This is a genomic window from Vibrio qinghaiensis (assembly GCF_002257545.1).
Lineage (GTDB): Bacteria > Pseudomonadota > Gammaproteobacteria > Enterobacterales > Vibrionaceae > Vibrio > Vibrio ordalii.
In genome coordinates this window covers 2,445,604-2,466,468 of sequence record NZ_CP022741.1, presented here as the reverse complement: position 1 = coordinate 2,466,468, position 20,865 = coordinate 2,445,604, and the positions used below count along the sequence as shown (strand labels likewise).

General features: G+C 45.7%; 34 protein-coding genes. 30 read left to right on the top strand and 4 right to left on the bottom strand.

Features of this window, described 5'->3' with window-relative positions; all coding sequences use genetic code 11:
• Positions 1-14: 14 nt before the first annotated feature.
• The 27 genes from rplC to rplQ all read left to right on the top strand — a co-directional run bounded on the left by rplC (position 15) and on the right by rplQ (position 13,332).
• Positions 15-644 (top strand): 50S ribosomal protein L3, encoded by a 630-nt coding sequence (gene rplC, locus CCZ37_RS11490; RefSeq protein ID WP_013855921.1) that lies wholly within the window; start codon positions 15-17, stop codon positions 642-644.
• A 16-nt stretch (positions 645-660) separates the two neighbouring features.
• The gene (rplD, locus tag CCZ37_RS11485) at positions 661-1,263 is read left to right on the top strand and encodes a 50S ribosomal protein L4 (RefSeq protein ID WP_010318759.1); all 603 of its coding nucleotides are present in this window, start codon (positions 661-663) and stop codon (positions 1,261-1,263) included.
• A complete protein-coding gene (gene rplW / locus CCZ37_RS11480; protein WP_010318760.1) occupies positions 1,260-1,562 on the top strand; it encodes a 50S ribosomal protein L23 in 303 nt (100 codons plus the stop codon). The genes rplD and rplW overlap by 4 nt, the downstream gene beginning before the upstream one ends.
• 16 nt (positions 1,563-1,578) lie before the next feature.
• The gene (rplB, locus tag CCZ37_RS11475; RefSeq protein WP_010318761.1) at positions 1,579-2,403 is read left to right on the top strand and encodes a 50S ribosomal protein L2; all 825 of its coding nucleotides are present in this window, start codon (positions 1,579-1,581) and stop codon (positions 2,401-2,403) included.
• A 20-nt stretch (positions 2,404-2,423) separates the two neighbouring features.
• Complete coding sequence (gene rpsS, locus CCZ37_RS11470) at positions 2,424-2,702, top strand: 30S ribosomal protein S19 (RefSeq protein ID WP_010318762.1); 279 nt, start codon at positions 2,424-2,426, stop codon at positions 2,700-2,702.
• A gap of 10 nt (positions 2,703-2,712) precedes the next feature.
• Positions 2,713-3,045: a 50S ribosomal protein L22 gene (gene rplV, locus CCZ37_RS11465; protein ID WP_026027327.1), complete on the top strand. Its 333-nt coding sequence runs from the start codon at positions 2,713-2,715 to the stop codon at positions 3,043-3,045.
• 19 nt (positions 3,046-3,064) lie between these two features.
• Complete coding sequence (gene rpsC / locus CCZ37_RS11460) at positions 3,065-3,763, top strand: 30S ribosomal protein S3 (RefSeq protein ID WP_010318764.1); 699 nt, start codon at positions 3,065-3,067, stop codon at positions 3,761-3,763.
• Positions 3,764-3,774: 11 nt separating this feature from the next.
• Positions 3,775-4,185, top strand: coding sequence for a 50S ribosomal protein L16 (rplP, locus tag CCZ37_RS11455; protein WP_010318765.1), 411 nt, complete (start codon positions 3,775-3,777; stop codon positions 4,183-4,185).
• Positions 4,185-4,376, top strand: coding sequence for a 50S ribosomal protein L29 (rpmC, locus tag CCZ37_RS11450; protein WP_010318766.1), 192 nt, complete (start codon positions 4,185-4,187; stop codon positions 4,374-4,376). The genes rplP and rpmC overlap by 1 nt, the downstream gene beginning before the upstream one ends.
• Positions 4,376-4,630, top strand: coding sequence for a 30S ribosomal protein S17 (gene rpsQ, locus CCZ37_RS11445; RefSeq protein WP_017042852.1), 255 nt, complete (start codon positions 4,376-4,378; stop codon positions 4,628-4,630). The genes rpmC and rpsQ overlap by 1 nt, the downstream gene beginning before the upstream one ends.
• Positions 4,631-4,790: 160 nt before the next feature.
• Positions 4,791-5,162 (top strand): 50S ribosomal protein L14, encoded by a 372-nt coding sequence (rplN, locus tag CCZ37_RS11440; protein ID WP_010318768.1) that lies wholly within the window; start codon positions 4,791-4,793, stop codon positions 5,160-5,162.
• Between the two features lie 12 nt (positions 5,163-5,174).
• Entirely contained in the window at positions 5,175-5,492 is a 318-nt protein-coding gene (rplX, locus tag CCZ37_RS11435) for a 50S ribosomal protein L24 (protein WP_010318769.1), read from the top strand.
• Between the two features lie 24 nt (positions 5,493-5,516).
• Positions 5,517-6,056 (top strand): 50S ribosomal protein L5, encoded by a 540-nt coding sequence (gene rplE, locus CCZ37_RS11430; RefSeq protein ID WP_010318770.1) that lies wholly within the window; start codon positions 5,517-5,519, stop codon positions 6,054-6,056.
• Between the two features lie 17 nt (positions 6,057-6,073).
• On the top strand, positions 6,074-6,379 hold the full coding sequence (rpsN, locus tag CCZ37_RS11425; RefSeq protein WP_010318771.1) for a 30S ribosomal protein S14: 306 nt from the start codon (positions 6,074-6,076) through the stop codon (positions 6,377-6,379).
• A gap of 29 nt (positions 6,380-6,408) precedes the next feature.
• Positions 6,409-6,801: a 30S ribosomal protein S8 gene (rpsH, locus tag CCZ37_RS11420; RefSeq protein ID WP_010318772.1), complete on the top strand. Its 393-nt coding sequence runs from the start codon at positions 6,409-6,411 to the stop codon at positions 6,799-6,801.
• A gap of 10 nt (positions 6,802-6,811) precedes the next feature.
• Positions 6,812-7,345 (top strand): 50S ribosomal protein L6, encoded by a 534-nt coding sequence (rplF, locus tag CCZ37_RS11415; protein ID WP_010318773.1) that lies wholly within the window; start codon positions 6,812-6,814, stop codon positions 7,343-7,345.
• A gap of 9 nt (positions 7,346-7,354) precedes the next feature.
• A complete protein-coding gene (rplR, locus tag CCZ37_RS11410) occupies positions 7,355-7,708 on the top strand; it encodes a 50S ribosomal protein L18 (protein ID WP_010318774.1) in 354 nt (117 codons plus the stop codon).
• A gap of 14 nt (positions 7,709-7,722) precedes the next feature.
• Positions 7,723-8,223 carry a 30S ribosomal protein S5 gene (gene rpsE, locus CCZ37_RS11405; protein WP_010318775.1) on the top strand — a complete coding sequence of 167 codons (501 nt, stop codon included), beginning with the start codon at positions 7,723-7,725 and terminating at the stop codon, positions 8,221-8,223.
• Positions 8,224-8,228: 5 nt separating this feature from the next.
• The gene (gene rpmD / locus CCZ37_RS11400; RefSeq protein ID WP_010318776.1) at positions 8,229-8,405 is read left to right on the top strand and encodes a 50S ribosomal protein L30; all 177 of its coding nucleotides are present in this window, start codon (positions 8,229-8,231) and stop codon (positions 8,403-8,405) included.
• 5 nt (positions 8,406-8,410) lie between these two features.
• On the top strand, positions 8,411-8,845 hold the full coding sequence (gene rplO / locus CCZ37_RS11395) for a 50S ribosomal protein L15 (protein ID WP_010318777.1): 435 nt from the start codon (positions 8,411-8,413) through the stop codon (positions 8,843-8,845).
• Positions 8,846-8,865: 20 nt separating this feature from the next.
• A complete protein-coding gene (secY, locus tag CCZ37_RS11390) occupies positions 8,866-10,200 on the top strand; it encodes a preprotein translocase subunit SecY (protein ID WP_017042854.1) in 1,335 nt (444 codons plus the stop codon).
• 27 nt (positions 10,201-10,227) lie between these two features.
• The gene (gene rpmJ, locus CCZ37_RS11385; protein ID WP_000868186.1) at positions 10,228-10,341 is read left to right on the top strand and encodes a 50S ribosomal protein L36; all 114 of its coding nucleotides are present in this window, start codon (positions 10,228-10,230) and stop codon (positions 10,339-10,341) included.
• 147 nt (positions 10,342-10,488) lie between these two features.
• A complete protein-coding gene (rpsM, locus tag CCZ37_RS11380) occupies positions 10,489-10,845 on the top strand; it encodes a 30S ribosomal protein S13 (protein WP_010318779.1) in 357 nt (118 codons plus the stop codon).
• A gap of 20 nt (positions 10,846-10,865) precedes the next feature.
• Positions 10,866-11,255, top strand: a complete 390-nt coding sequence (gene rpsK / locus CCZ37_RS11375) for a 30S ribosomal protein S11 (RefSeq protein WP_001118870.1) — start codon at positions 10,866-10,868, stop codon at positions 11,253-11,255.
• Between the two features lie 27 nt (positions 11,256-11,282).
• Positions 11,283-11,903, top strand: coding sequence for a 30S ribosomal protein S4 (rpsD, locus tag CCZ37_RS11370; protein WP_010318780.1), 621 nt, complete (start codon positions 11,283-11,285; stop codon positions 11,901-11,903).
• Between the two features lie 23 nt (positions 11,904-11,926).
• Positions 11,927-12,919, top strand: coding sequence for a DNA-directed RNA polymerase subunit alpha (locus CCZ37_RS11365; RefSeq protein ID WP_010318781.1), 993 nt, complete (start codon positions 11,927-11,929; stop codon positions 12,917-12,919).
• Between the two features lie 26 nt (positions 12,920-12,945).
• Positions 12,946-13,332 (top strand): 50S ribosomal protein L17, encoded by a 387-nt coding sequence (gene rplQ / locus CCZ37_RS11360; protein WP_010318782.1) that lies wholly within the window; start codon positions 12,946-12,948, stop codon positions 13,330-13,332.
• Positions 13,333-13,484: 152 nt separating this feature from the next.
• Here the strand turns inward: rplQ and bamJ are convergent, their stop codons facing one another.
• Positions 13,485-14,105: a BamJ family beta-barrel-assembly machinery protein gene (bamJ, locus tag CCZ37_RS11355; protein WP_010318783.1), complete on the bottom strand. Its 621-nt coding sequence runs from the start codon at positions 14,103-14,105 to the stop codon at positions 13,485-13,487.
• Positions 14,106-14,340: 235 nt separating this feature from the next.
• On the opposite strand from bamJ, the gene CCZ37_RS11350 reads away from it, so the two are divergent.
• On the top strand, positions 14,341-14,904 hold the full coding sequence (locus tag CCZ37_RS11350) for a LysM-like peptidoglycan-binding domain-containing protein (RefSeq protein WP_010318784.1): 564 nt from the start codon (positions 14,341-14,343) through the stop codon (positions 14,902-14,904).
• A 22-nt stretch (positions 14,905-14,926) separates the two neighbouring features.
• On the opposite strand, the gene CCZ37_RS11345 is transcribed toward CCZ37_RS11350, so the two are convergent.
• Positions 14,927-15,379 (bottom strand): GNAT family N-acetyltransferase, encoded by a 453-nt coding sequence (locus CCZ37_RS11345; RefSeq protein WP_010318785.1) that lies wholly within the window; start codon positions 15,377-15,379, stop codon positions 14,927-14,929.
• 177 nt (positions 15,380-15,556) lie between these two features.
• Here CCZ37_RS11345 and dbpA point away from each other — a divergent pair, with 177 nt between their 5' ends.
• Complete coding sequence (gene dbpA, locus CCZ37_RS11340; protein WP_010318786.1) at positions 15,557-16,942, top strand: ATP-dependent RNA helicase DbpA; 1,386 nt, start codon at positions 15,557-15,559, stop codon at positions 16,940-16,942.
• A 33-nt stretch (positions 16,943-16,975) separates the two neighbouring features.
• Here dbpA and CCZ37_RS11335 read toward each other — a convergent pair whose 3' ends face one another.
• On the bottom strand, positions 16,976-17,551 hold the full coding sequence (locus CCZ37_RS11335) for a Crp/Fnr family transcriptional regulator (RefSeq protein WP_010318787.1): 576 nt from the start codon (positions 17,549-17,551) through the stop codon (positions 16,976-16,978).
• A gap of 108 nt (positions 17,552-17,659) precedes the next feature.
• Positions 17,660-19,621 carry a 2',3'-cyclic-nucleotide 2'-phosphodiesterase gene (gene cpdB, locus CCZ37_RS11330; protein WP_094500554.1) on the bottom strand — a complete coding sequence of 654 codons (1,962 nt, stop codon included), beginning with the start codon at positions 19,619-19,621 and terminating at the stop codon, positions 17,660-17,662.
• A gap of 289 nt (positions 19,622-19,910) precedes the next feature.
• On the opposite strand from cpdB, the gene cobA reads away from it, so the two are divergent.
• Positions 19,911-20,789 (top strand): uroporphyrinogen-III C-methyltransferase, encoded by an 879-nt coding sequence (gene cobA, locus CCZ37_RS11325; protein ID WP_094500553.1) that lies wholly within the window; start codon positions 19,911-19,913, stop codon positions 20,787-20,789.
• Positions 20,790-20,865 lie beyond the last annotated feature (76 nt).

Sequence of the window (20,865 nt, the reverse complement as noted above, 5' to 3'; positions counted from 1 at the left end):
GGGAGATTAGAAGAATGATTGGTCTAGTCGGACGTAAAGTGGGTATGACCCGCGTATTTACTGAAGAAGGCGTTTCTATCCCAGTAACTGTTGTTGAGGTTGAAGCAAACCGTATTTCTCAAGTGAAAACTCTTGAGACTGACGGTTATGCAGCAATCCAGGTAACTACTGGTACTAAGAAAGCCAACCGTGTAACTAAACCAGAAGCTGGTCACTTTGCGAAAGCAGGTGTAGAAGCTGGTCGCGGTCTTTGGGAATTCCGTTTAGAAAACGGCGAAGAGTTTGAAGTTGGCACTGAGCTAAATGTAGAACTTTTCAACGAAGTTAAAAAAGTAGACGTTACTGGTACATCTAAAGGTAAAGGATTCCAAGGTGCTGTTAAGCGCTGGAATTTCCGCACTCAAGATATGACTCACGGTAACTCTTTGTCTCACCGTGCACCGGGTTCAATTGGCCAATGTCAAACTCCAGGTCGCGTGTTCAAAGGCAAAAAAATGGCAGGTCACATGGGTGCTGAGCGTGTAACGACTCAAAACCTAGAGATCGTACGTGTTGACGCTGAGCGCAATCTGCTTCTTATTAAAGGTGCAGTACCAGGTGCAACTGGCGCTAACGTGATCGTCAAACCAGCTATTAAAGCATAACGTCTAGGAGTAAGTAATGGAATTGATGGTTAAAGGTGCTAACGCACTAACTGTTTCCGAAACTACTTTCGGACGTGAGTTCAACGAAGCCCTTGTACACCAAGTAGTTGTTGCGTATGCAGCAGGTGCTCGTCAAGGTACTCGTGCTCAAAAGACACGTTCAGAAGTTTCTGGCGGTGGCGCTAAGCCATGGCGTCAAAAAGGTACTGGCCGTGCACGTGCTGGTACAATTCGTAGCCCAATCTGGCGTACAGGTGGTGTTACTTTTGCTGCGAAACCACAAGATCACAGCCAAAAAGTAAACAAAAAAATGTACCGCGGTGCTATGAAGAGCATTCTTTCTGAACTAGTTCGTCAAGAGCGTTTAATCGTTGTTGATAACTTCTCAGTAGAAGCACCAAAAACTAAAGAGCTATTAGCTAAGCTTAAAGAACTTGAGCTTAACGATGTACTCATCGTTACTGGCGAAGTAGACGAGAATCTATTCTTAGCTGCTCGCAACCTATACAAAGTTGACGCACGTGACGTAGCGGGTCTTGACCCAGTTAGCCTAATTGCGTTTGACAAGGTTCTAATGACTGCAGAAGCAGTTAAGCAAGTTGAGGAGATGCTGGCATGATCAGTGAAGAGCGTCTACTAAAAGTTCTACGTGCACCGCACATCTCTGAAAAAGCAACTATGACTGCTGAGAAAGCGAACACTATCGTTTTCAAAGTGGCAAAAGATGCAACTAAGAAAGAGATCAAAGCAGCTGTAGAAAAGCTATTTGAAGTTGAAGTTAAGTCTGTAAATACCCTTATCACTAAGGGTAAGACCAAACGTCAAGGTCTACGCCAAGGTCGCCGCAGCGACGTTAAAAAAGCGTATGTGACTTTGAAAGAAGGTCAAGATCTTGACTTTGTTGGCGGCGCGGAATAACAGGAGTAGTTGAATAATGGCTATTGTTAAATGTAAGCCGACTTCCCCTGGTCGTCGTCACGTCGTTAAAGTTGTTAACGCTGACCTACACAAGGGTAAGCCATACGCACCTCTTCTAGAGAAAAACTCTAAGAATGGTGGTCGTAACAACAACGGTCGTATCACAGTACGTCATATCGGTGGTGGTCATAAGCAACACTATCGTTTGGTTGACTTCAAACGTACTAAAGATGGCATCCCAGCGAAAGTTGAGCGTCTAGAATACGATCCAAACCGTAGCGCAAATATCGCTCTAGTTCTGTACGCAGACGGCGAGCGTCGTTACATTATCGCACCTAAAGGTGTTCAAGCTGGTGATACAATCCAGTCTGGTGTTGATGCGCCAATTAAAGCAGGTAACACTCTGCCAATGCGCAACATCCCAGTGGGTTCTACTATTCACTGTGTTGAACTTAAGCCTGGTAAAGGTGCACAGCTAGCTCGTTCGGCTGGTGCATATGCTCAACTTGTCGCTCGCGACGCTACTTATGCAACTATCCGTCTACGTTCTGGTGAAATGCGCAAAGTACTTTCTGAAGGCCGTGCAACAATCGGTGAAGTTGGTAACTCTGAGCACATGCTACGTGAACTAGGTAAAGCTGGTGCTTCACGCTGGCGCGGCGTACGTCCAACTGTACGTGGTGTAGTAATGAACCCGGTTGACCACCCACACGGTGGTGGTGAAGGCCGCACATCTGGTGGTCGTCACCCAGTATCTCCTTGGGGTATGCCTACTAAGGGCTTCAAGACTCGTAGCAACAAACGCACCGACAAGTACATCGTACGTCGTCGTAATAAGTAATCTATATAAGAGGATAAGCCATGCCACGTTCTCTCAAGAAAGGTCCATTTATTGACCTACACTTGCTGAAGAAGGTAGAGAAAGCGGTGGAAAGCGGAGACAAAAAGCCTATTAAGACTTGGTCCCGTCGTTCAATGATCATTCCATCAATGATTGGTTTGACCATCGCTGTCCATAATGGTCGTCAGCACGTTCCAGTATTTGTCACTGATGAAATGATCGGTCACAAACTGGGCGAATTCGCACCAACTCGTACTTACCGTGGTCACGCTGCGGATAAGAAAGCTAAGAAGCGCTAAGGAGTAAATGATGGAAGCTATTGCTAAACATAACTTTGCTCGCATTTCTCCTCAGAAAGCTCGCTTAGTTGCAGATCTAATCCGTGGTAAATCTGTGGATCAGGCTCTTGAAATCCTAACTTTCAGCAACAAAAAAGCGGCTGTATTAGTTAAGAAAGTTCTAGAGTCAGCTATCGCTAACGCAGAACACAACGAAGGTGCAGATATCGACGATCTTAATGTCGCTAAAATCTTCGTAGATGAGGGCCCGGTCATGAAGCGTATTATGCCTCGTGCAAAAGGCCGTGCGGATCGTATCTTGAAGCGTTCAAGCCACATCACTGTTGTTGTAGCAGACCGCTAAGAGACTAGGAGAGTAAGCAATGGGTCAGAAAGTACATCCTAATGGTATTCGTCTTGGCATCGTTAAGCCTTGGAATGCTACATGGTTTGCTAACACCAAAGATTTCGCTGACAACCTAGACGGCGACTTCAAGGTACGTCAGTTCCTTACTAAGGAACTTTCAAAAGCGTCTCTATCACGCATCGTTATCGAGCGTCCTGCTAAGAGCATTCGTGTGACTATCCACACTGCTCGCCCAGGCGTTGTTATCGGTAAAAAAGGTGAAGACGTTGAGAAGCTACGCGCAGCTGTAGCTAAAATTGCAGGTGTACCAGCGCAAATTAACATCGCTGAAGTACGTAAACCTGAGCTAGACGGCCAATTAGTGGCTGATAGCATCGCGTCTCAACTAGAGCGTCGTGTTATGTTCCGTCGTGCAATGAAGCGTGCGGTTCAAAATGCTATGCGTCTAGGCGCTAAAGGTATCAAAGTGGAAGTAAGCGGTCGTCTTGGCGGCGCTGAAATTGCACGTTCTGAGTGGTACCGTGAAGGCCGTGTGCCTCTACACACTCTACGTGCTGACATTGATTACGCAACTTCTTCGGCTCACACCCAATACGGTGTGATCGGCGTTAAAGTTTGGATCTTCAAGGGCGAAATCCTTGGTGGTATGCCAGCTGCAAACGCTGTAGAGCCAAAGGCTGACAAGCCTAAGAAGCAGCGTAAAGGCCGTAAGTAAGGAGTCGACTGATGCTACAACCTAAACGCACTAAGTTCCGTAAGGTTCATACTGGTCGCAACCGCGGTCTAGCTAAAGGTACTGACGTAAGCTTCGGTACATTTGGTCTTAAAGCCGTTGGACGTGGTCGTCTAACTGCTCGTCAGATCGAAGCGGCACGTCGTGCAATGACACGTCACGTTAAGCGTCAAGGTAAAATCTGGATCCGTGTGTTCCCAGATAAGCCAATCACTGAAAAACCACTAGAAGTTCGTCAAGGTAAGGGTAAAGGTAACGTTGAGTACTGGGTAGCCCAAATCCAACCTGGTAAGGTTATGTACGAAATGGACGGTGTACCTGAAGAATTGGCACGTGAAGCGTTCCGCCTAGCGGCTCGTAAACTGCCATTCAAAACTACATTCGTAATTAAACAGGTGATGTGATGAAAGCACTAGATCTACGCGCAAAAAGCGCTGAAGAGCTTAACGCTGAGCTATTGAATTTGCTACGTGAACAGTTCAACTTGCGCATGCAAGCAGCAACTGGTCAACTGCAGCAAACTCATACTTTGAAAGCTGTACGCCGTGATATCGCACGCGTTAAAACTGTTTTGACTGAGAAGGCAGGCGAATAATGAGCGACAAAATTCGTACTCAACTAGGTCGTGTTGTTAGTGACAAGATGGATAAATCTATCACTGTTGCTATCGAGCGCATGGTGAAACACCCAATTTACGGTAAATTCGTAAAGCGTACGACTAAAGTACACGCACATGACGAAAACAACGAGTGTGGCCTAGGCGATACCGTTGAGATTCGTGAGTGTCGTCCTCTGTCTAAGACTAAGTCTTGGACATTGGTTAAAGTTATAGAAAAAGCGAAGATGTAATCATCGTTATTCTATGATTTTAAACGGCTCCAAAGTTTTTTTGGAGCCGTTTATTTTTTGTCTACCCAATCCTAGGAAAGGGTGGTACAATTCGCGTCCCTTTTAAAGAGGCAGCCCGACCCGAGAGGGTCTAGTTTTAATATTTAGCGGAGCACTAACAATGATCCAAATGCAAAGTACACTTGATGCAGCTGATAACTCAGGCGCGCGCAAGGTAATGTGTATTAAGGTTCTGGGTGGCTCTCACCGCCGTTATGCACATATCGGTGACATCATCAAAGTTACAGTGAAGGAAGCAATTCCTCGCGGTAAAGTTAAAAAAGGTGATGTACTGAAGGCGGTGGTAGTTCGCACCCGTAAAGGCGTACGTCGTCCAGACGGTTCTGTCATTCGCTTCGACCGTAATGCTTGCGTATTGTTGAACAATAATACAGAGCAACCTATCGGTACACGTATCTTTGGTCCAGTGACTCGTGAACTTCGCAATGCGAAATTTATGAAAATCGTGTCACTAGCACCTGAAGTTCTGTAAGGAGCGGCACACATGGCAGCTAAAATCCGTCGTAATGACGAAGTAATCGTTCTTGCTGGTAAAGATAAAGGCAAGAAAGGTAAAGTAACTAAGGTTCTCGTAACTGGTAAAGTTATCGTTGAAGGTATCAACCTTGTTAAGAAACACCAAAAGCCGGTTCCGGCTCTAGGTCAACAAGGTGGCATCGTTGAACAAGAAGCAGCTATTGATGCTTCTAACGTTGCAATCTTTAACGCAGCAACTGGTAAAGCGGACCGTATCGGTTTCCGTTTTGAAGACGGCAAAAAAGTTCGTTTCTTCAAATCTAACGGTGAAATCGTTTCTAACTAATTAGAAGTAATTTGGAGTTCTACTATGGCGAAACTGCATGATTACTACAAGTCGTCTGTAGTGACTGAACTGACCAAACAGTTCGGTTACACAAGCGTCATGCAAGTCCCTAGGATTGATAAAATCACCCTAAACATGGGCGTTGGTGAAGCTATCAACGATAAGAAACTATTAGAAAATGCAGCAGCTGATATGGCTACGATCTCTGGTCAAAAACCATTGATCACTAAAGCTCGTAAATCTGTTGCAGGTTTCAAAATTCGTGAAGGCTACCCAATTGGTTGTAAAGTAACCTTGCGTGGCGAACGTATGTGGGATTTTTTAGAGCGTTTAATCTCTATTGCACTTCCACGTGTACGTGACTTCCGTGGTGTTAGCGCTAAGTCTTTTGACGGACGCGGTAACTACAGCATGGGCGTTCGCGAGCAAATCATCTTCCCAGAAATCGACTACGATAAAGTCGATCGTGTACGCGGTCTTGATATCACTATCACGACTTCTGCTGGTACCGATGAGGAAGGCCGTGCTCTGCTGGCTGCCTTTAACTTCCCATTCCGTAAGTAAGGTGAAGGGTTACTGTTATGGCTAAACAATCAATGAAAGCACGTGAAGTAAAACGTGCGAAGCTAGTAGCTAAGTTCGCAGAAAAGCGTGCAATGCTAAAAGCTACCATTAGCGATGTAAACGCATCTGAAGAAGATCGTTGGAACGCAGTTCTTAAACTGCAAGCTCTTCCACGTGATTCAAGTGCTTCACGTCAGCGCAACCGTTGCAACCAAACTGGTCGTCCACACGGTTTCCTACGTAAGTTCGGTCTAAGCCGCATCAAAGTTCGCGAAGCTTGCATGAAAGGCGAGATTCCTGGACTTCGTAAGGCTAGCTGGTAATTGCCACTTAATCATTTGGAGTAAATCTTATGAGCATGCAAGATCCGATTTCGGATATGCTGACCCGCATTCGTAACGGTCAGGCAGCAAATAAAGTTGCTGTAAAAATGCCTTCTTCAAAGCTTAAAGTTGCAATTGCTGCACTACTAAAAGCTGAAGGTTATATCGCAGATTTCGCTGTTGAAGGCGAAGTAAAACCTGAGCTAGAAGTTACTCTTAAGTACTTCCAAGCTAAACCAGTAATCGAGCAAATCCAACGTGTTTCACGTCCTGGTCTACGCGTTTATAAGAAAAAAGACGCGTTACCAACAGTGATGGGCGGTATGGGTGTTGCTGTGGTGTCCACTTCCAAGGGTCTGATGTCTGACCGTGCTGCTCGCAAAGCAGGTCTTGGCGGTGAAATCATTTGCTACGTAGCGTAAGGAGTAGGATATGTCTCGTGTTGCTAAAGCACCTGTTGCTATTCCAGCTGGCGTAGAGGTGAAACTAAACGGCCAAGAAATCACTGTAAAAGGTGGTAAAGGTGAGCTGACTCGCGTCCTGAATAAAGGCGTAGTTATTGCACAGGAAGAAAACAACCTTACTTTCGGTCCTCGTGAAGGTGTTGCGAACGCTTGGGCACAAGCAGGTACTGCTCGTGCACTTGTAAACAACATGGTTGTTGGTGTTACTGCAGGCTTTACTAAGAAGCTTGTTCTTAAAGGTGTTGGTTACCGTGCTGCCATTAAAGGCAACTCAGTAAGTCTTACTTTAGGCTTCTCACACCCTGTAGAGCATGAACTACCAGCGGGTATCAATGCTGAATGTCCTAGCCAAACTGAAATTGTCCTAACTGGTTGCGATAAGCAAGTAGTGGGTCAAGTTGCGGCTGACATCCGTTCTTACCGTGAGCCAGAACCTTATAAAGGTAAAGGCGTCCGTTACGCAGATGAAAATGTGCGTAGTAAAGAAGCTAAGAAGAAGTAAGGTAACACTATGGATAAGAAAGCATCTCGCATCCGTCGTGCTACACGCGCACGTCGTAAGATTGCTGAACTGGGTGCAACTCGCCTAGTAGTACACCGTACTCCTCGTCACGTGTACGCTCAGGTTATCGCATCAAACGGCTCTGAGGTTATCGCAGCAGCTTCTACTGTAGAAAAAGCGATCCGTGAGCTAATTAAGAACACCGGTAACGTAGACGCAGCTAAAGCGGTAGGTAAAGCTATTGCAGAACGCGCTCTTGAAAAAGGCGTATCAGCTGTTGCGTTTGATCGTTCTGGTTTCCAATACCACGGTCGAGTAGCGGCGCTAGCAGAATCTGCTCGCGAAGCTGGTCTGAAATTCTAAGGTAGGGTTGGAAGATGGCTAAAGAACAACAACAAGCTAGTGATTTGCAAGAGAAGTTAATCGCAGTTAACCGTGTTTCTAAAACGGTTAAAGGTGGTCGAATCATGAGCTTTACTGCGCTAACTGTAGTTGGTGACGGTAATGGTCGCGTAGGTTTCGGATACGGCAAAGCTCGTGAAGTACCTGCAGCGATTCAAAAAGCAATGGAAAAAGCGCGTCGTAACATGGTTACGATCGCTCTTAACGAAGGCACTCTTCACCACGCGGTGAAAGGTCGTCACTCGGGCTCTAAAGTTTACATGCAGCCAGCTGCAGAAGGTACAGGTGTTATCGCCGGTGGTGCGATGCGTGCTGTACTAGAAGTTGCCGGTGTACATAACGTACTTGCGAAAGCGTACGGTTCTACTAACCCAATCAACGTTGTTCGCGCAACTGTTGCTGGTCTAGTAGATGTGAAGTCACCAGAAATGGTTGCAGCTAAACGTGGTCTCACTGTTGAAGCGATTTCGGAGTAAGCACCATGGCAACTATTAAAGTAACTCAAACTAAAAGCTCAATTGGTCGTCTACCAAAGCACAAAGCTACTTTGCGTGGTCTAGGCCTTCGTCGTATCAACCATACAGTAGAACTTGAAGATACAGCGTGTGTACGCGGTATGATCAACAAGGTTTACTACATGGTTAAAGTTGAGGAGTAATCAGAATGCGTTTGAATACTCTATCACCGGCTGCTGGTTCTAAGCACGCTCCTAAGCGTCTAGGCCGTGGTATCGGTTCTGGCCTTGGTAAAACAGGTGGCCGTGGTCACAAAGGTCAAAAGTCACGTTCTGGCGGTACAGTTCGTCCAGGTTTTGAAGGCGGTCAAATGCCTCTAAAACAACGTCTACCTAAATTCGGTTTCACTTCTCGTAAGAGCCTAGTGTCTGCTGAAATTCGTCTAGCTGAGCTAGCGAAAGTTACGGGTGACGTGGTCGATCTAAACAGCTTGAAAGCAGCTAACCTAATCACTAAGAACATCGAAAATGTTAAAGTTGTTCTTTCTGGTGAGATTAGCAAAGCAGTGACTGTGAAAGGTCTTCGCGTGACTAAAGGCGCTAAAGCTGCAATCGAAGCTGCAGGCGGTAAAATCGAGGAATAATCTCGAGGAACGAGGTACAGATGGCTAAGAAACCAGGACAAGATTTTCGTAGTGCTCAGAGCGGCTTAAGTGAACTAAAGTCGCGCTTATTATTCGTAATTGGTGCACTTTTAGTATTCCGAGCCGGTTCTTTTGTGCCGATTCCTGGTATTGACGCAGCTGTACTTGCCGATTTGTTCGAACAGCAAAAAGGTACCATCGTTGAAATGTTTAACATGTTCTCCGGTGGTGCTCTTTCGCGTGCATCTATCTTAGCATTGGGCATCATGCCGTATATTTCGGCGTCAATTGTTGTCCAATTGCTAACTGTAGTTCATCCAGCGTTAGCCGAACTCAAGAAAGAGGGTGAGGCAGGGCGTCGTAAGATTAGCCAATATACGCGTTATGGCACGCTTGTACTTGCAATATTCCAAGCTATTGGTATCGCAACAGGCTTACCAAACATGGTCAACAATCTGGTTGTTATCGACCAAACCATGTTTACCCTGATTGCTACCGTGAGTTTAGTAACTGGCACCATGTTCTTAATGTGGTTAGGTGAACAAATTACTGAGCGTGGAATAGGAAATGGTATTTCCATTTTGATTTTTGCAGGTATTGTTGCTGGATTGCCTTCGGCAGTCGGACAAACGATTGAGCAAGCGCGTCAAGGTGAATTGCATGTGCTTCTTCTGTTGTTAATTGCGGTACTTGCTTTTGCTGTGATTTATTTCGTTGTTTTCATGGAGCGTGGTCAACGTCGTATTGTCGTTAACTATGCAAAGCGTCAACAAGGTCGTAAAGTATTTGCAGCGCAAAGTACTCACTTGCCATTGAAAATTAATATGGCGGGTGTAATACCTGCAATTTTTGCATCGAGCATTATTTTGTTCCCAGGAACATTAGCCCAGTGGTTTGGCCAAAATGGTGAGAGCAGCACATTCGGTTGGTTAACTGATGTGTCTTTGGCTCTTAGCCCAGGTCAACCTCTGTACGTTATGCTTTATGCAGCGGCGATTATTTTCTTCTGTTTCTTTTACACAGCGTTGGTTTTTAACCCTCGTGAAACAGCGGATAACTTGAAGAAGTCCGGTGCGTTCGTACCCGGCATCCGCCCAGGTGAGCAGACAGCGAGATACATCGATAAAGTAATGACAAGATTAACCTTAGCCGGTGCTCTATACATTACCTTTATCTGTCTGATTCCCGAGTTCATGATGGTCGCGTGGAACGTACGTTTCTACTTCGGCGGTACATCACTACTTATCGTAGTGGTTGTGATTATGGACTTTATGGCACAGGTACAGACTCATATGATGTCCCAGCAGTATGATTCTGTGTTGAAAAAAGCAAATCTGAAGGGCTACGGCCGTTAATTCAGATTTCACTTACGGAGTTTAGCAATGAAAGTTCGTGCTTCCGTTAAAAAAATCTGTCGTAACTGTAAAGTAATCAAGCGTAACGGTGTCGTTCGCGTGATTTGCAGTGAGCCAAAGCACAAGCAGCGCCAAGGCTAATTAGCAGAAATTTTTACTTGAAATATAAAGGTCGGTCGAGTATATTCCTCGGCCTACCTTTTGTGTGCAAAAGAAGTAGTATGCCGCAGCGTATCCTCGACGGGCTTTGCTGCGGATAATTTCTTATATAAGTACTAGGAGTGAATAGTGGCCCGTATAGCAGGCATTAACATTCCTGATCAGAAGCATGCTGTAATTGCATTAACTGCAATCTATGGCATCGGTAAGACCCGTTCAAAAGCTATCTTAGCTGATTTGGGTATTGCTGAAAGTGTTAAGATCAGTGAACTAACTGAAGAGCAGATCGATCTACTGCGTGATGGTGTAGCTAAATACACTGTAGAGGGTGATCTTCGTCGTGAAGTTTCCATGAACATCAAGCGTCTTATGGACCTTGGCTGTTACCGTGGTCTTCGTCATCGTCGCAGTCTACCACTACGTGGACAGCGTACTAAAACCAACGCTCGTACCCGTAAGGGTCCGCGTAAACCGATCAAGAAATAGTCGGAAGGGTATAGAGTACAATGGCAAAACAACCAACTCGCGCACGTAAGCGTGTACGCAAGCAAGTTGCTGATGGCGTAGCGCACATCCATGCATCTTTCAATAACACAATCGTAACTATCACAGACCGTCAAGGTAATGCTCTAGCGTGGGCAACTGCTGGTGGTTCTGGTTTCCGCGGTTCTCGTAAGTCTACTCCGTTCGCTGCACAGGTTGCTGCTGAACGTTGTGCTGAAATGGCTAAAGAATACGGCCTTAAGAACCTAGAGGTTATGGTTAAGGGTCCAGGTCCAGGTCGTGAATCAACTGTTCGCGCACTGAACGCTGCTGGTTTCCGTATCACTAACATTGTTGATGCGACACCAATCCCTCATAACGGTTGTCGTCCACCTAAGAAACGCCGCGTATAACGTTTCTAGGAAGATTGGAGAAAGATCATGGCAAGATATTTGGGTCCTAAGCTGAAGCTTAGCCGCCGCGAAGGTACTGACTTGTTCCTTAAGTCAGGCATTCGTGCGATTGATACCAAGTGTAAAATTGACAACGCACCAGGTGTACACGGCGCTCGTCGCGGTCGTCTATCTGAGTACGGTGTTCAGCTTCGTGAGAAGCAAAAAGTTCGTCGTATCTACGGCGTTCTAGAAAAACAATTCCGTAACTACTACAAAGAAGCTGCGCGTCTTAAAGGCAATACGGGTGAAAACCTACTTCAGCTTCTTGAAGGTCGTCTTGATAACGTAGTTTACCGCATGGGCTTTGGCGCTACTCGCGCAGAAGCACGTCAGCTAGTAAGCCACAAAGCTATCCTAGTTAACGGTAAAGTTGTAAACGTTCCTTCTTTCAATGTTGCGGCTAACGACGTTGTTGCAATCCGTGAGAAAGCTAAAAAGCAATCTCGCATTAAAGCAGCTCTAGAAGTTGCTGAACAACGCGAAAAACCAACTTGGATTGAAGTAGATGGCGGCCAAATGGAAGGTACATTCAAGCGTATGCCTGAGCGTTCTGACCTGTCAGCTGACATCAACGAACAATTGATCGTCGAGCTTTACTCTAAGTAAGGTTAAACTAAAGAGAGGACACAATGCAGGGTTCTGTAACAGAATTTCTTAAGCCACGTCTTGTTGATATCGAACAGATTAGCACGACACACGCAAAAGTAACTCTTGAGCCGTTAGAGCGTGGTTTCGGCCATACTCTGGGTAATGCACTTCGCCGTATTCTTCTATCTTCAATGCCAGGTTGTGCTGTAACTGAAGTGGAGATTGAAGGCGTACTACACGAGTACAGCACCAAAGAAGGCATTCAAGAAGATATCCTTGAGATCCTTCTGAACCTAAAAGGTTTGGCTGTTCGCGTTGCCGAAGGCAAAGATGAAGTGTTCATTACGCTAAACAAATCAGGCTCGGGCCCTGTTGTTGCAGGTGACATCACCCATGATGGTGATGTAGAGATCACTAACCCTGAGCACGTGATTTGTCATCTAACGGATGACAACGCTGAGATCGCTATGCGTATCAAAGTAGAACGTGGTCGTGGTTATGTTCCAGCTTCAGCTCGTATCCATACTGAAGAAGATGAGCGTCCAATCGGTCGTCTACTTGTAGATGCTACTTACAGCCCAGTAGACAAAATTGCCTACTCTGTGGAAGCCGCTCGTGTAGAACAGCGTACTGATTTAGACAAGCTCGTTATCGATATGGAAACGAACGGTACTCTAGAACCTGAGGAAGCAATCCGTCGTGCAGCAACTATTCTTGCTGAGCAATTGGATGCGTTCGTAGATCTTCGTGATGTACGTGTACCTGAGGAGAAGGAAGAGAAGCCAGAATTCGATCCAATCCTACTGCGTCCTGTAGACGATCTTGAACTAACAGTTCGCTCTGCTAACTGTCTGAAAGCAGAAGCGATTCACTACATCGGTGATCTAGTACAGCGCACTGAGGTTGAGCTACTTAAAACGCCAAACCTTGGTAAGAAATCTCTTACAGAGATTAAAGACGTGCTTGCATCACGTGGTCTATCTTTGGGCATGCGCCTAGAGAACTGGCCGCCAGCGTCTATCGCTGAAGATTAATCGATACTAGTTAGAAGGATTAGGTCATGCGCCATCGTAAGAGTGGTCGTCAACTCAACCGCAACAGCAGTCATCGCAAAGCGATGTTCAGCAACATGGCTAGCTCTCTAGTACGTCATGAAGTTATCAAGACTACTTTGCCAAAAGCAAAAGAGCTACGTCGCGTCGTTGAGCCTTTGATTACACTAGCTAAGACTGACAGTGTTGCAAACCGTCGTCTAGCATTTGCTCGCACTCGTGATAACGAAGTTGTGGCAAAACTATTTAACGAACTAGGTCCACGTTTTGCAGCTCGCCAAGGCGGCTACACACGTATCCTAAAGTGCGGTTTCCGTACTGGTGATAAAGCTCCAATGGCATACATTGAGCTTGTCGATCGCCCAGAAGTAGCTGTAGAAGCTACTGCTGAGTAATCAGTTCGTATAATTAAAAAAGCCGAGTAGCGATACTCGGCTTTTTTGTATCTGGAATTTTTTTGTATCTGGAATAAAGTAGATCATCGTTTTTATTTTATACAAAAAAGGTTGGCAATTGCCAACCTTGGGTCATTCACTACAAGGCTATCTTATAGGATATCGAGTAGTTCAACTTCAAATACAAGAGCTGCAAAAGGAGGAATTGCAGCACCAGCGCCACGCTCACCGTAGGCTAGATCTTGTGGAATATAGAGTTTCCATTTTGAACCCACAGGCATCAGTTGTAGTGCTTCTACCCAACCTTTGATTACACCTGTTACTGGGAATTCAGCCGGTTGACCGCGAGATACAGAGCTATCAAATACTGTACCGTCAGTCAATTCACCGTGGTAATGAACACGTACTTGCTTGTCAGATGTCGGGATATCACCCGTACCTTCTGTAAGAATTTCGTACTGTAGACCAGATTCAAGAACGGTCACTTCAGGGCGTAGTGCGTTATCTGTTAAGAATACTTCACCGTCGGCTGCGGCTGCTTTGGCAGCTTCTTGGCGTAGAGATTCTGCACGCATGTGCAACTCTTGCAGTGCATTATTGATTTCATCAATTTCAATTGATGGCATGTCGCCTACTAATGCGGTTGCGATACCTGCGGCGATTGCGTCAACGTTAAGTCCTTCTAGACCACTACCCGCAAGTTGTTGGCCCATTTGTAGACCGATACCGTAGCTTGCTTTTTGCTCTACAGTGTCAAATTTTACTTCAGACATAAACAGTCACTCTTTTTATGTAAATAAACAAGGGCCAAAGGATATCAGTTTCAAGCATGGGATGAAATGCTAATGGGAAATATCCAATATTGAACCTTCAGGTTGTGACAAATCGCAGATCCCAAAGAAAAATGTTCAAGATTGTGTCAACGTTTACGTTATCGCCACCTTGGCTCTATACTGATCCCTCTTGAGTTTTTATACTGTAGCTCGACAGAAAAGGAGACGGGTTAAGATGAATCGTCGTCACAAGAACAAACCGAAAACCGATTATTTAGCATCTATTCAACAACAATGGGATAGACTCGATTGGCGTGACCTTAGTGTGCGTGTTCGCACTGTTTGGCTGGCGCTGCCTAAGCTTCACCAGCGCGCTTTATTAGCGATCGTTCCAGTAGTGTGTTTGCTCATTATTATTCCTTTTCCTGAGCGAACAGAGCAGACCTCTGTACCGAAAAGTAGTGAGCGTGTGGAAATCAGCATTAATACGGTTGGGTTGAGTGAACAAAAAACGCTTCAGCAAACCGAGCTTAAATCTGATGCTTGGCGAGAGTACACGGTTAAAAATGGAGATACTCTGTCGCAGGTTTTTCGGGCAAATGATTTACCTATGTCTGATCTCAATGCCTTAGTTAAAATTGAAGGCAATGACAAACCGCTCAGCCAAATTACCCAAGGCCAATTAGTTCGCTTCAAACTCGCGGCTGATGGGCAGCTCGATATTCTGCAACTTGAAAAAAACACTCAATCAGTGATGTTTTTCAGGCGCTCAGATGGTGGTTTTGGTCGCAGTAAATAAGCGCTTGATTAAATAGCATTATTTACTTTCTGAGTTTCATATCGAGATGAGGAATATCATCTTCAAGATACATCTCTGATGTCGGCTGAAAACCATAATTTTGATAGAAGTTAGCAAGATAGTGCTGTGCACCAATCTCAATATCTTGATTGGGCCACAGCTTCTGGCATTCGGCTAATGCTTGCTGCATTAATTGGTGTCCAAGGCCATTTCCTCTCGCTTCTTTTTGGGTTGCAATGCGACCAATACTGACACTTGGGTAGCTAATCCCAGCAGGGAGCAAGCGCGCGCAGGCAACAATCTGCTGTCCCTGTTCGCCAATTAAATGGAAAACACCCGGCTGAATATCTTTATTATCCAACTCAGGGTAAGGACAGGTTTGTTCGACCACAAAAACATCGACGCGCAGTTTAAGTAGCGCATAAAGTTGATGAGTGGTTAATTGTGAGAATGAAAGACAGTGCCAAGTAATCATCGTAGTGTCCCTTTAAAAATGGATGTCGTTACTCTATCAAGCTTAAGTGCATGATTCATTAACAAAGGTTAAGGGTGAACGGTAAACTTGATGAATGATAAATAAAGATTAACTAGCCACACGAGGTTAAATAACGATAATAGGCGTTTAATTTTCGTCTAACGAAAGGACGGTCTCTTGAGTAATCTCTCTTTTTCAACGGTAAATCTACAACCCGAACTTCTTTCTAACCTCGATACTTTGGGATACACCAAGATGACGCCGATTCAGGCGTTAAGCTTGCCAACCATTTTGGCGGGTAAGGATGTGATTGGCCAAGGAAAAACAGGCTCAGGAAAAACGGCAGCGTTTGGTTTAGGTGTATTATCTAACCTCAACGTTAAGCGTTTTCGCGTTCAAGCATTGGTGTTGTGTCCAACCCGTGAGTTAGCCGATCAAGTCGCAACGGATATTCGCACACTCGGCCGCGCCATTCATAATATCAAAGTGCTCACCTTATGTGGCGGCATGCCAATGGGGCCACAAATTGGTTCGTTAGAGCACGGCGCACACATTTTGGTTGGTACTCCGGGGCGTATTCTTGACCATTTAGACAAAGGTCGTATCGATCTTTCTGAACTCAATACGTTAGTGCTTGATGAAGCGGACCGAATGCTCGAGATGGGTTTCCAAGAAGCGTTGGATGCGATCATCAATGAAACGCCAACCAGCCGCCAAACATTGCTGTTTAGTGCGACGTTCCCCAATCAAATCAAAGAAATTGCGCAGCGGATTATGCGTGAGCCTGAAATGGTCAAAGTTGAATCCACCCATGATACGTCGAGCATTCAGCAATATTTTTATAAAGTAGAGGGTACAGAGGCGCGTGATCGCGCGTTAGAACTGCTGCTTTTACACCATCAGCCTGAATCTGCCGTGGTGTTCTGTAATACAAAGAAAGAAGTACAAAGTGTTGCTGAAGATCTACATCACAAGGGCTTTAGTGTGGTGGAACTGCATGGTGACTTAGAGCAGCGTGACCGTGACCAAGCTTTGGTGCAGTTTGCTAATAAAAGTATCTCCATTTTAGTTGCCACCGATGTGGCGGCACGCGGCCTTGATGTGGATAACTTAGATGCGGTATTTAACTTTGAGTTATCACGTGATCCTGAAGTGCACGTGCACCGCATTGGGCGTACTGGCCGAGCGGGCAGTAAAGGTTTAGCTTTTAGCTTCTTCAGTGACAGTGAAATGCACCGAGTGGCGATGATTGATGAATATATGGATATGCCCATCGAACCCGCTAAATTGCCTGATGCCAGTGCGCTAAACAACGCGCCTTATCAAGCCAATATGGTCACTATCCAGATTGATGGCGGTAAAAAGCAGAAAGTGCGCCCGGGAGATATTCTAGGGGCGTTGACCAGTAACGACGGTATTGACGGTCAATATGTCGGTAAAATTAACATGTTACCGATGCGCAGCTACGTTGCAGTCCATAAATCGGTGGCGAAAAAAGCGCTGAAGAAAATGGAAACTGGCAAGATGAAAGGACGCCAATTTAGAGCACGTCTTTTGAAATAGATGCTTTTTGTTCCGATATCCAAAACCAGTGAGTTATTCGCTGGTTTTGGCGTTTAGGCGTGCTTTAATTCTACTCAAACTGATGGGGGTTATGCCCAGATAGGCCGCAAGTTGACTATCTGTGATGTGAACTTTGAGGGGAGCAAAATGTTCAGTAAAAAGCTGGTACCGCTCTGCTGGCGTATGTAGCAGCATGAATCGTTCTTTGTTTTCTTTATGCATCAGCTGAGCTTCGACTAATTTAAGATACAGCGGATGCTGCATTTCACGCCACGCGTGTAAAATGTCGATCGGTAGCTCAACCAAGCGGATCGGTGTTAAGCTTTCTAGCAAGTATGGGGACGGCTTATTCCTGATGACACTCTCAAAGCCAATAATCCAATCTTGCGCCCAATAAAATTCTTTACTAAATGATTTCCCCTGCTCGGTGAGATAGCAAGCGTGGCACACTCCGTCTAAAACAAAATAGATCCGTTGTAGGCATTCACCTTGCTGAACTAATATATGCCGCGTTGGTAGCTCTAAAAGCTTACAACGTGTAAGTAAATATTCGATTTCATCTTGTTCAAAGCCGATTCGCGATAACTGGTGTTGAAACTCTGCATGCATATCAAAAAGGACCAGTAAAAAGAAACTGGTCCTATTTTACCTTGGCTATATGGTAAAGACCACGGCCAAAAATGAGCCTACTTGAGTAGGCTCATTTGACGGTTGGACTTATTGAGTCAGGTCAATGGTATAGACTGCGAAACCAATGCTATCGTTTTCCACCCAGGTCATTGGGTATTGACCTTTCTCTTTGATGAACTGGGCAGCTTTCTCGCTTGGAGAGGTTTCAAAACGAATATCTAACGCGGTATTAGTTTTAATCGGAGCAAACGACCAGTTGTTATCAGCACTTGGCGTAACTTGACCTTTTTCTTTACTCACGCGCGAAATGTAGTTGGCAACGGCCGTGCGGTTTTCGTCGGGTGAGTCAAAGGCAACAAATTGTGCGCCTGTGCCTGCAAATTTATTGCTGTAAGCGCGGTAGTTATTGGTGGCGACAATAAAGGTCTGTTTTACATCGATAGGTTTACCTTGATAAGTTAAGCCTACAATGCGCTCAGCATCTTTATTGGCTACTTTACAATCACCATCGTATTTGGCGGGTTGAGTAACATCGATTTGGTAATTCACCCCATCCATCACATCAAAGTTATACGTGCGGAAATCAGCCCAATTGATCAAGGGTTGTGGCTGAGTACTGTGTGGGTCAATCTGATTAAACTGCCCCGCGCTGCATTCCAACCACTCTTTCACTTCTTTACCCGTCATTTTCAGCGCGACTAATGTATTAGGGTAAAGATAGAGATCCGCTGCGTTACGAAATGTCAGTTGGCCAGCTTCGACTTCGGTGAAACCGGCAGGATCATCTTTACGGCCACCGACTTTAAAAGGTGCCGCGGCGGATAACACGGGCAAACCATCAAGATCAGGGTCGCCTTGAATAAAGCGTTCCACATAATCTTTTTGTGCAAGGTTAACTATTTGCACGGTTGGGTCATCTTGTACCAAGGCTAAAAAGCTGTACATCACATCATTCGCTTGGCCAATCGGTTGATTTACAAAATCTCGCGTACCTTTGTGGTCCGACTCTAAGGCTTTCACAATGCCTGTATCGGCTGCTGCCAGTGATTTCTTATTGGCTTTATCGAAGATTGGGCGAGCTTGGGATTGACCATCCACTACCGACCATTGGCCATCTTTGCTTTGCAAAGTCAGATCCATCACACCGACATGGCTACCCCAGCGCCCCGGCATGACAGCGGTCACGCCATTAATGGTGCCTTTAGTCACATCTGCTCCCGGCAGTTTTGCAAAATCTTGGCTAGGGAATACCGCGTGAGAGTGGCCAAAAGCAATCGCGTCAATGCCTTCTACTTGAGTGAGGTAGTAAACCGAGTTTTCTGCACCAACGGAATACGGGTCAGATGAGACACCAGAGTGCGGGATCGCCACGATCACATCGGCACCCTCTTTTTTCATTTGTGGGATCAGCTCCTCGGCTGTTTGCTTGATGTCTTTGGCAAACACTTTGCCATCCAGGTTTTTCTTATCCCACACCATGATTTGTGGCGGGACAAAACCAATGTAACCCACTTTAATTTGGTGCTCTTTGCCATCGGTATCTTTGAACGTGTGCGTTTTAATGAGATAGGGATTGAAGAGGTGTTTGCCCGTTTGTTGGTCATAGACGTTGGCATTGACATAAGGGAATGCGGCGTCGTTAATACTCTCCTTTAAAAAGGACAAACCGTAGTTAAATTCATGGTTACCAATGTTACCCACATCGTAGCCGAGCTGATTCATCGCTTTGTAAACTGGGTGAACCTCACCAACCTTGATGCCTTTGGCGGCCATATAGTCGCCCATCGGGCTCCCTTGGATCAAATCACCGTTATCGACCAAAATGCTGTTTTCGACTTCGCTGCGCGCTTGCTTCACTAACGTCGCCGCACGGGATAAACCAATCTGGTTCGATGGCTTGTCTTTGTAGTAATCGTAATCCATCACATTGGTGTGAATATCAGTCGTTTCGACGATACGCAGTTTAATGGTGTCCGCCATTGCTGGGCCAGCCATTGCTAACATACCGCTCAAAATCGCGATGGAGAGAGGTTTCACTGCCACTTTCATTGTGTACTCCAGTTAGGGGTAGGGAACAAATAACTCGTCTAATGTAACAAAATCTTATGAAACGATGATTTCAATGAATATCAATTTGTGATGTTACGCGTTAACTCACCGGCATTCTGTCGACAAGATCTCATCATTGATTGGCTTTTAATCAGAGAGATAGTCACTTCTTATTCGGAATTATCCATTCCCTTATCAGCTTTTGATATAAAAAATGAAATTTTAGAATTTCAGGTAATATGAAGAGCCCGCCATAATGCATCCATGAATTAAGTTATGGATAACAACAATGAGTACGACGGAAACCATTTCTCAGTTGCCAATCAAAGGGCCGCGCTTAGTTGCGGTCAACAATGATGCTTTGGCAAGTAGCGCTCCATCGTACGTCAAAAGCCAATTGACCTGCGGTGAAGTGGCTTTGATTGGTGCAGGGCCGGGCGACCCAGAACTGCTGACGCTCAAAGCGTTGAGCTTTCTACAACAAGCCGACGTGGTGTTGTACGACTACCTAGTGTCTGATGAAATTATGGCGCTGGTGCCGAGCGATACCATCTTAGTCTGCGTGGGTAAGCGTGCTGGACATCACAGCGTTCCTCAAGAAAAAACCAATCAATTGCTGATCGATTTTGCGCAGCAAGGTTACAAAGTCGTGCGTATTAAAGGCGGCGATCCGTTTATGTTTGGCCGCGGTGGTGAAGAGTTGGAAGTGCTGTTTGATGCGGGGGTAAAATTCCAGGTGATCCCCGGTATTACAGCGGCGGCAGGCGCAACGGCCTATGCGGGCATTCCACTGACTCATCGTGATTATGCGCAATCCGCTCTGTTTGTCACCGGCCACCTTAAAGCGGAAAACGATGACATGGATTGGTCAACACTGGCGCGTGGTAATCAAACCTTAGTCATTTACATGGGCTTGATGAAGTCGAGTTATATCCAGCAGCAGTTGATTGAACATGGACGCCAAGCCAACACACCAATCGCGATTATTGAGCGCGGTACTCAGCGTTCGCAAAAAGTCTTCAAAGGGCAGCTCTGTGACTTATCACAACTGGCGGCACAGGCACAGGCTCCGGCCTTGATTGTGGTGGGCGAAGTGGTGGCGCTGTCGGAAAAACTGCATTGGTTTGGTGAACAATCCGCGCAGCAAAACCAAGTGAATTACGCCTGATGGCAAGGCAAGTCAGTTATTTCCAACTCAATACTCAAACCAATTTCTCATTGCACAAGGCTCGCAATGCGAGCGA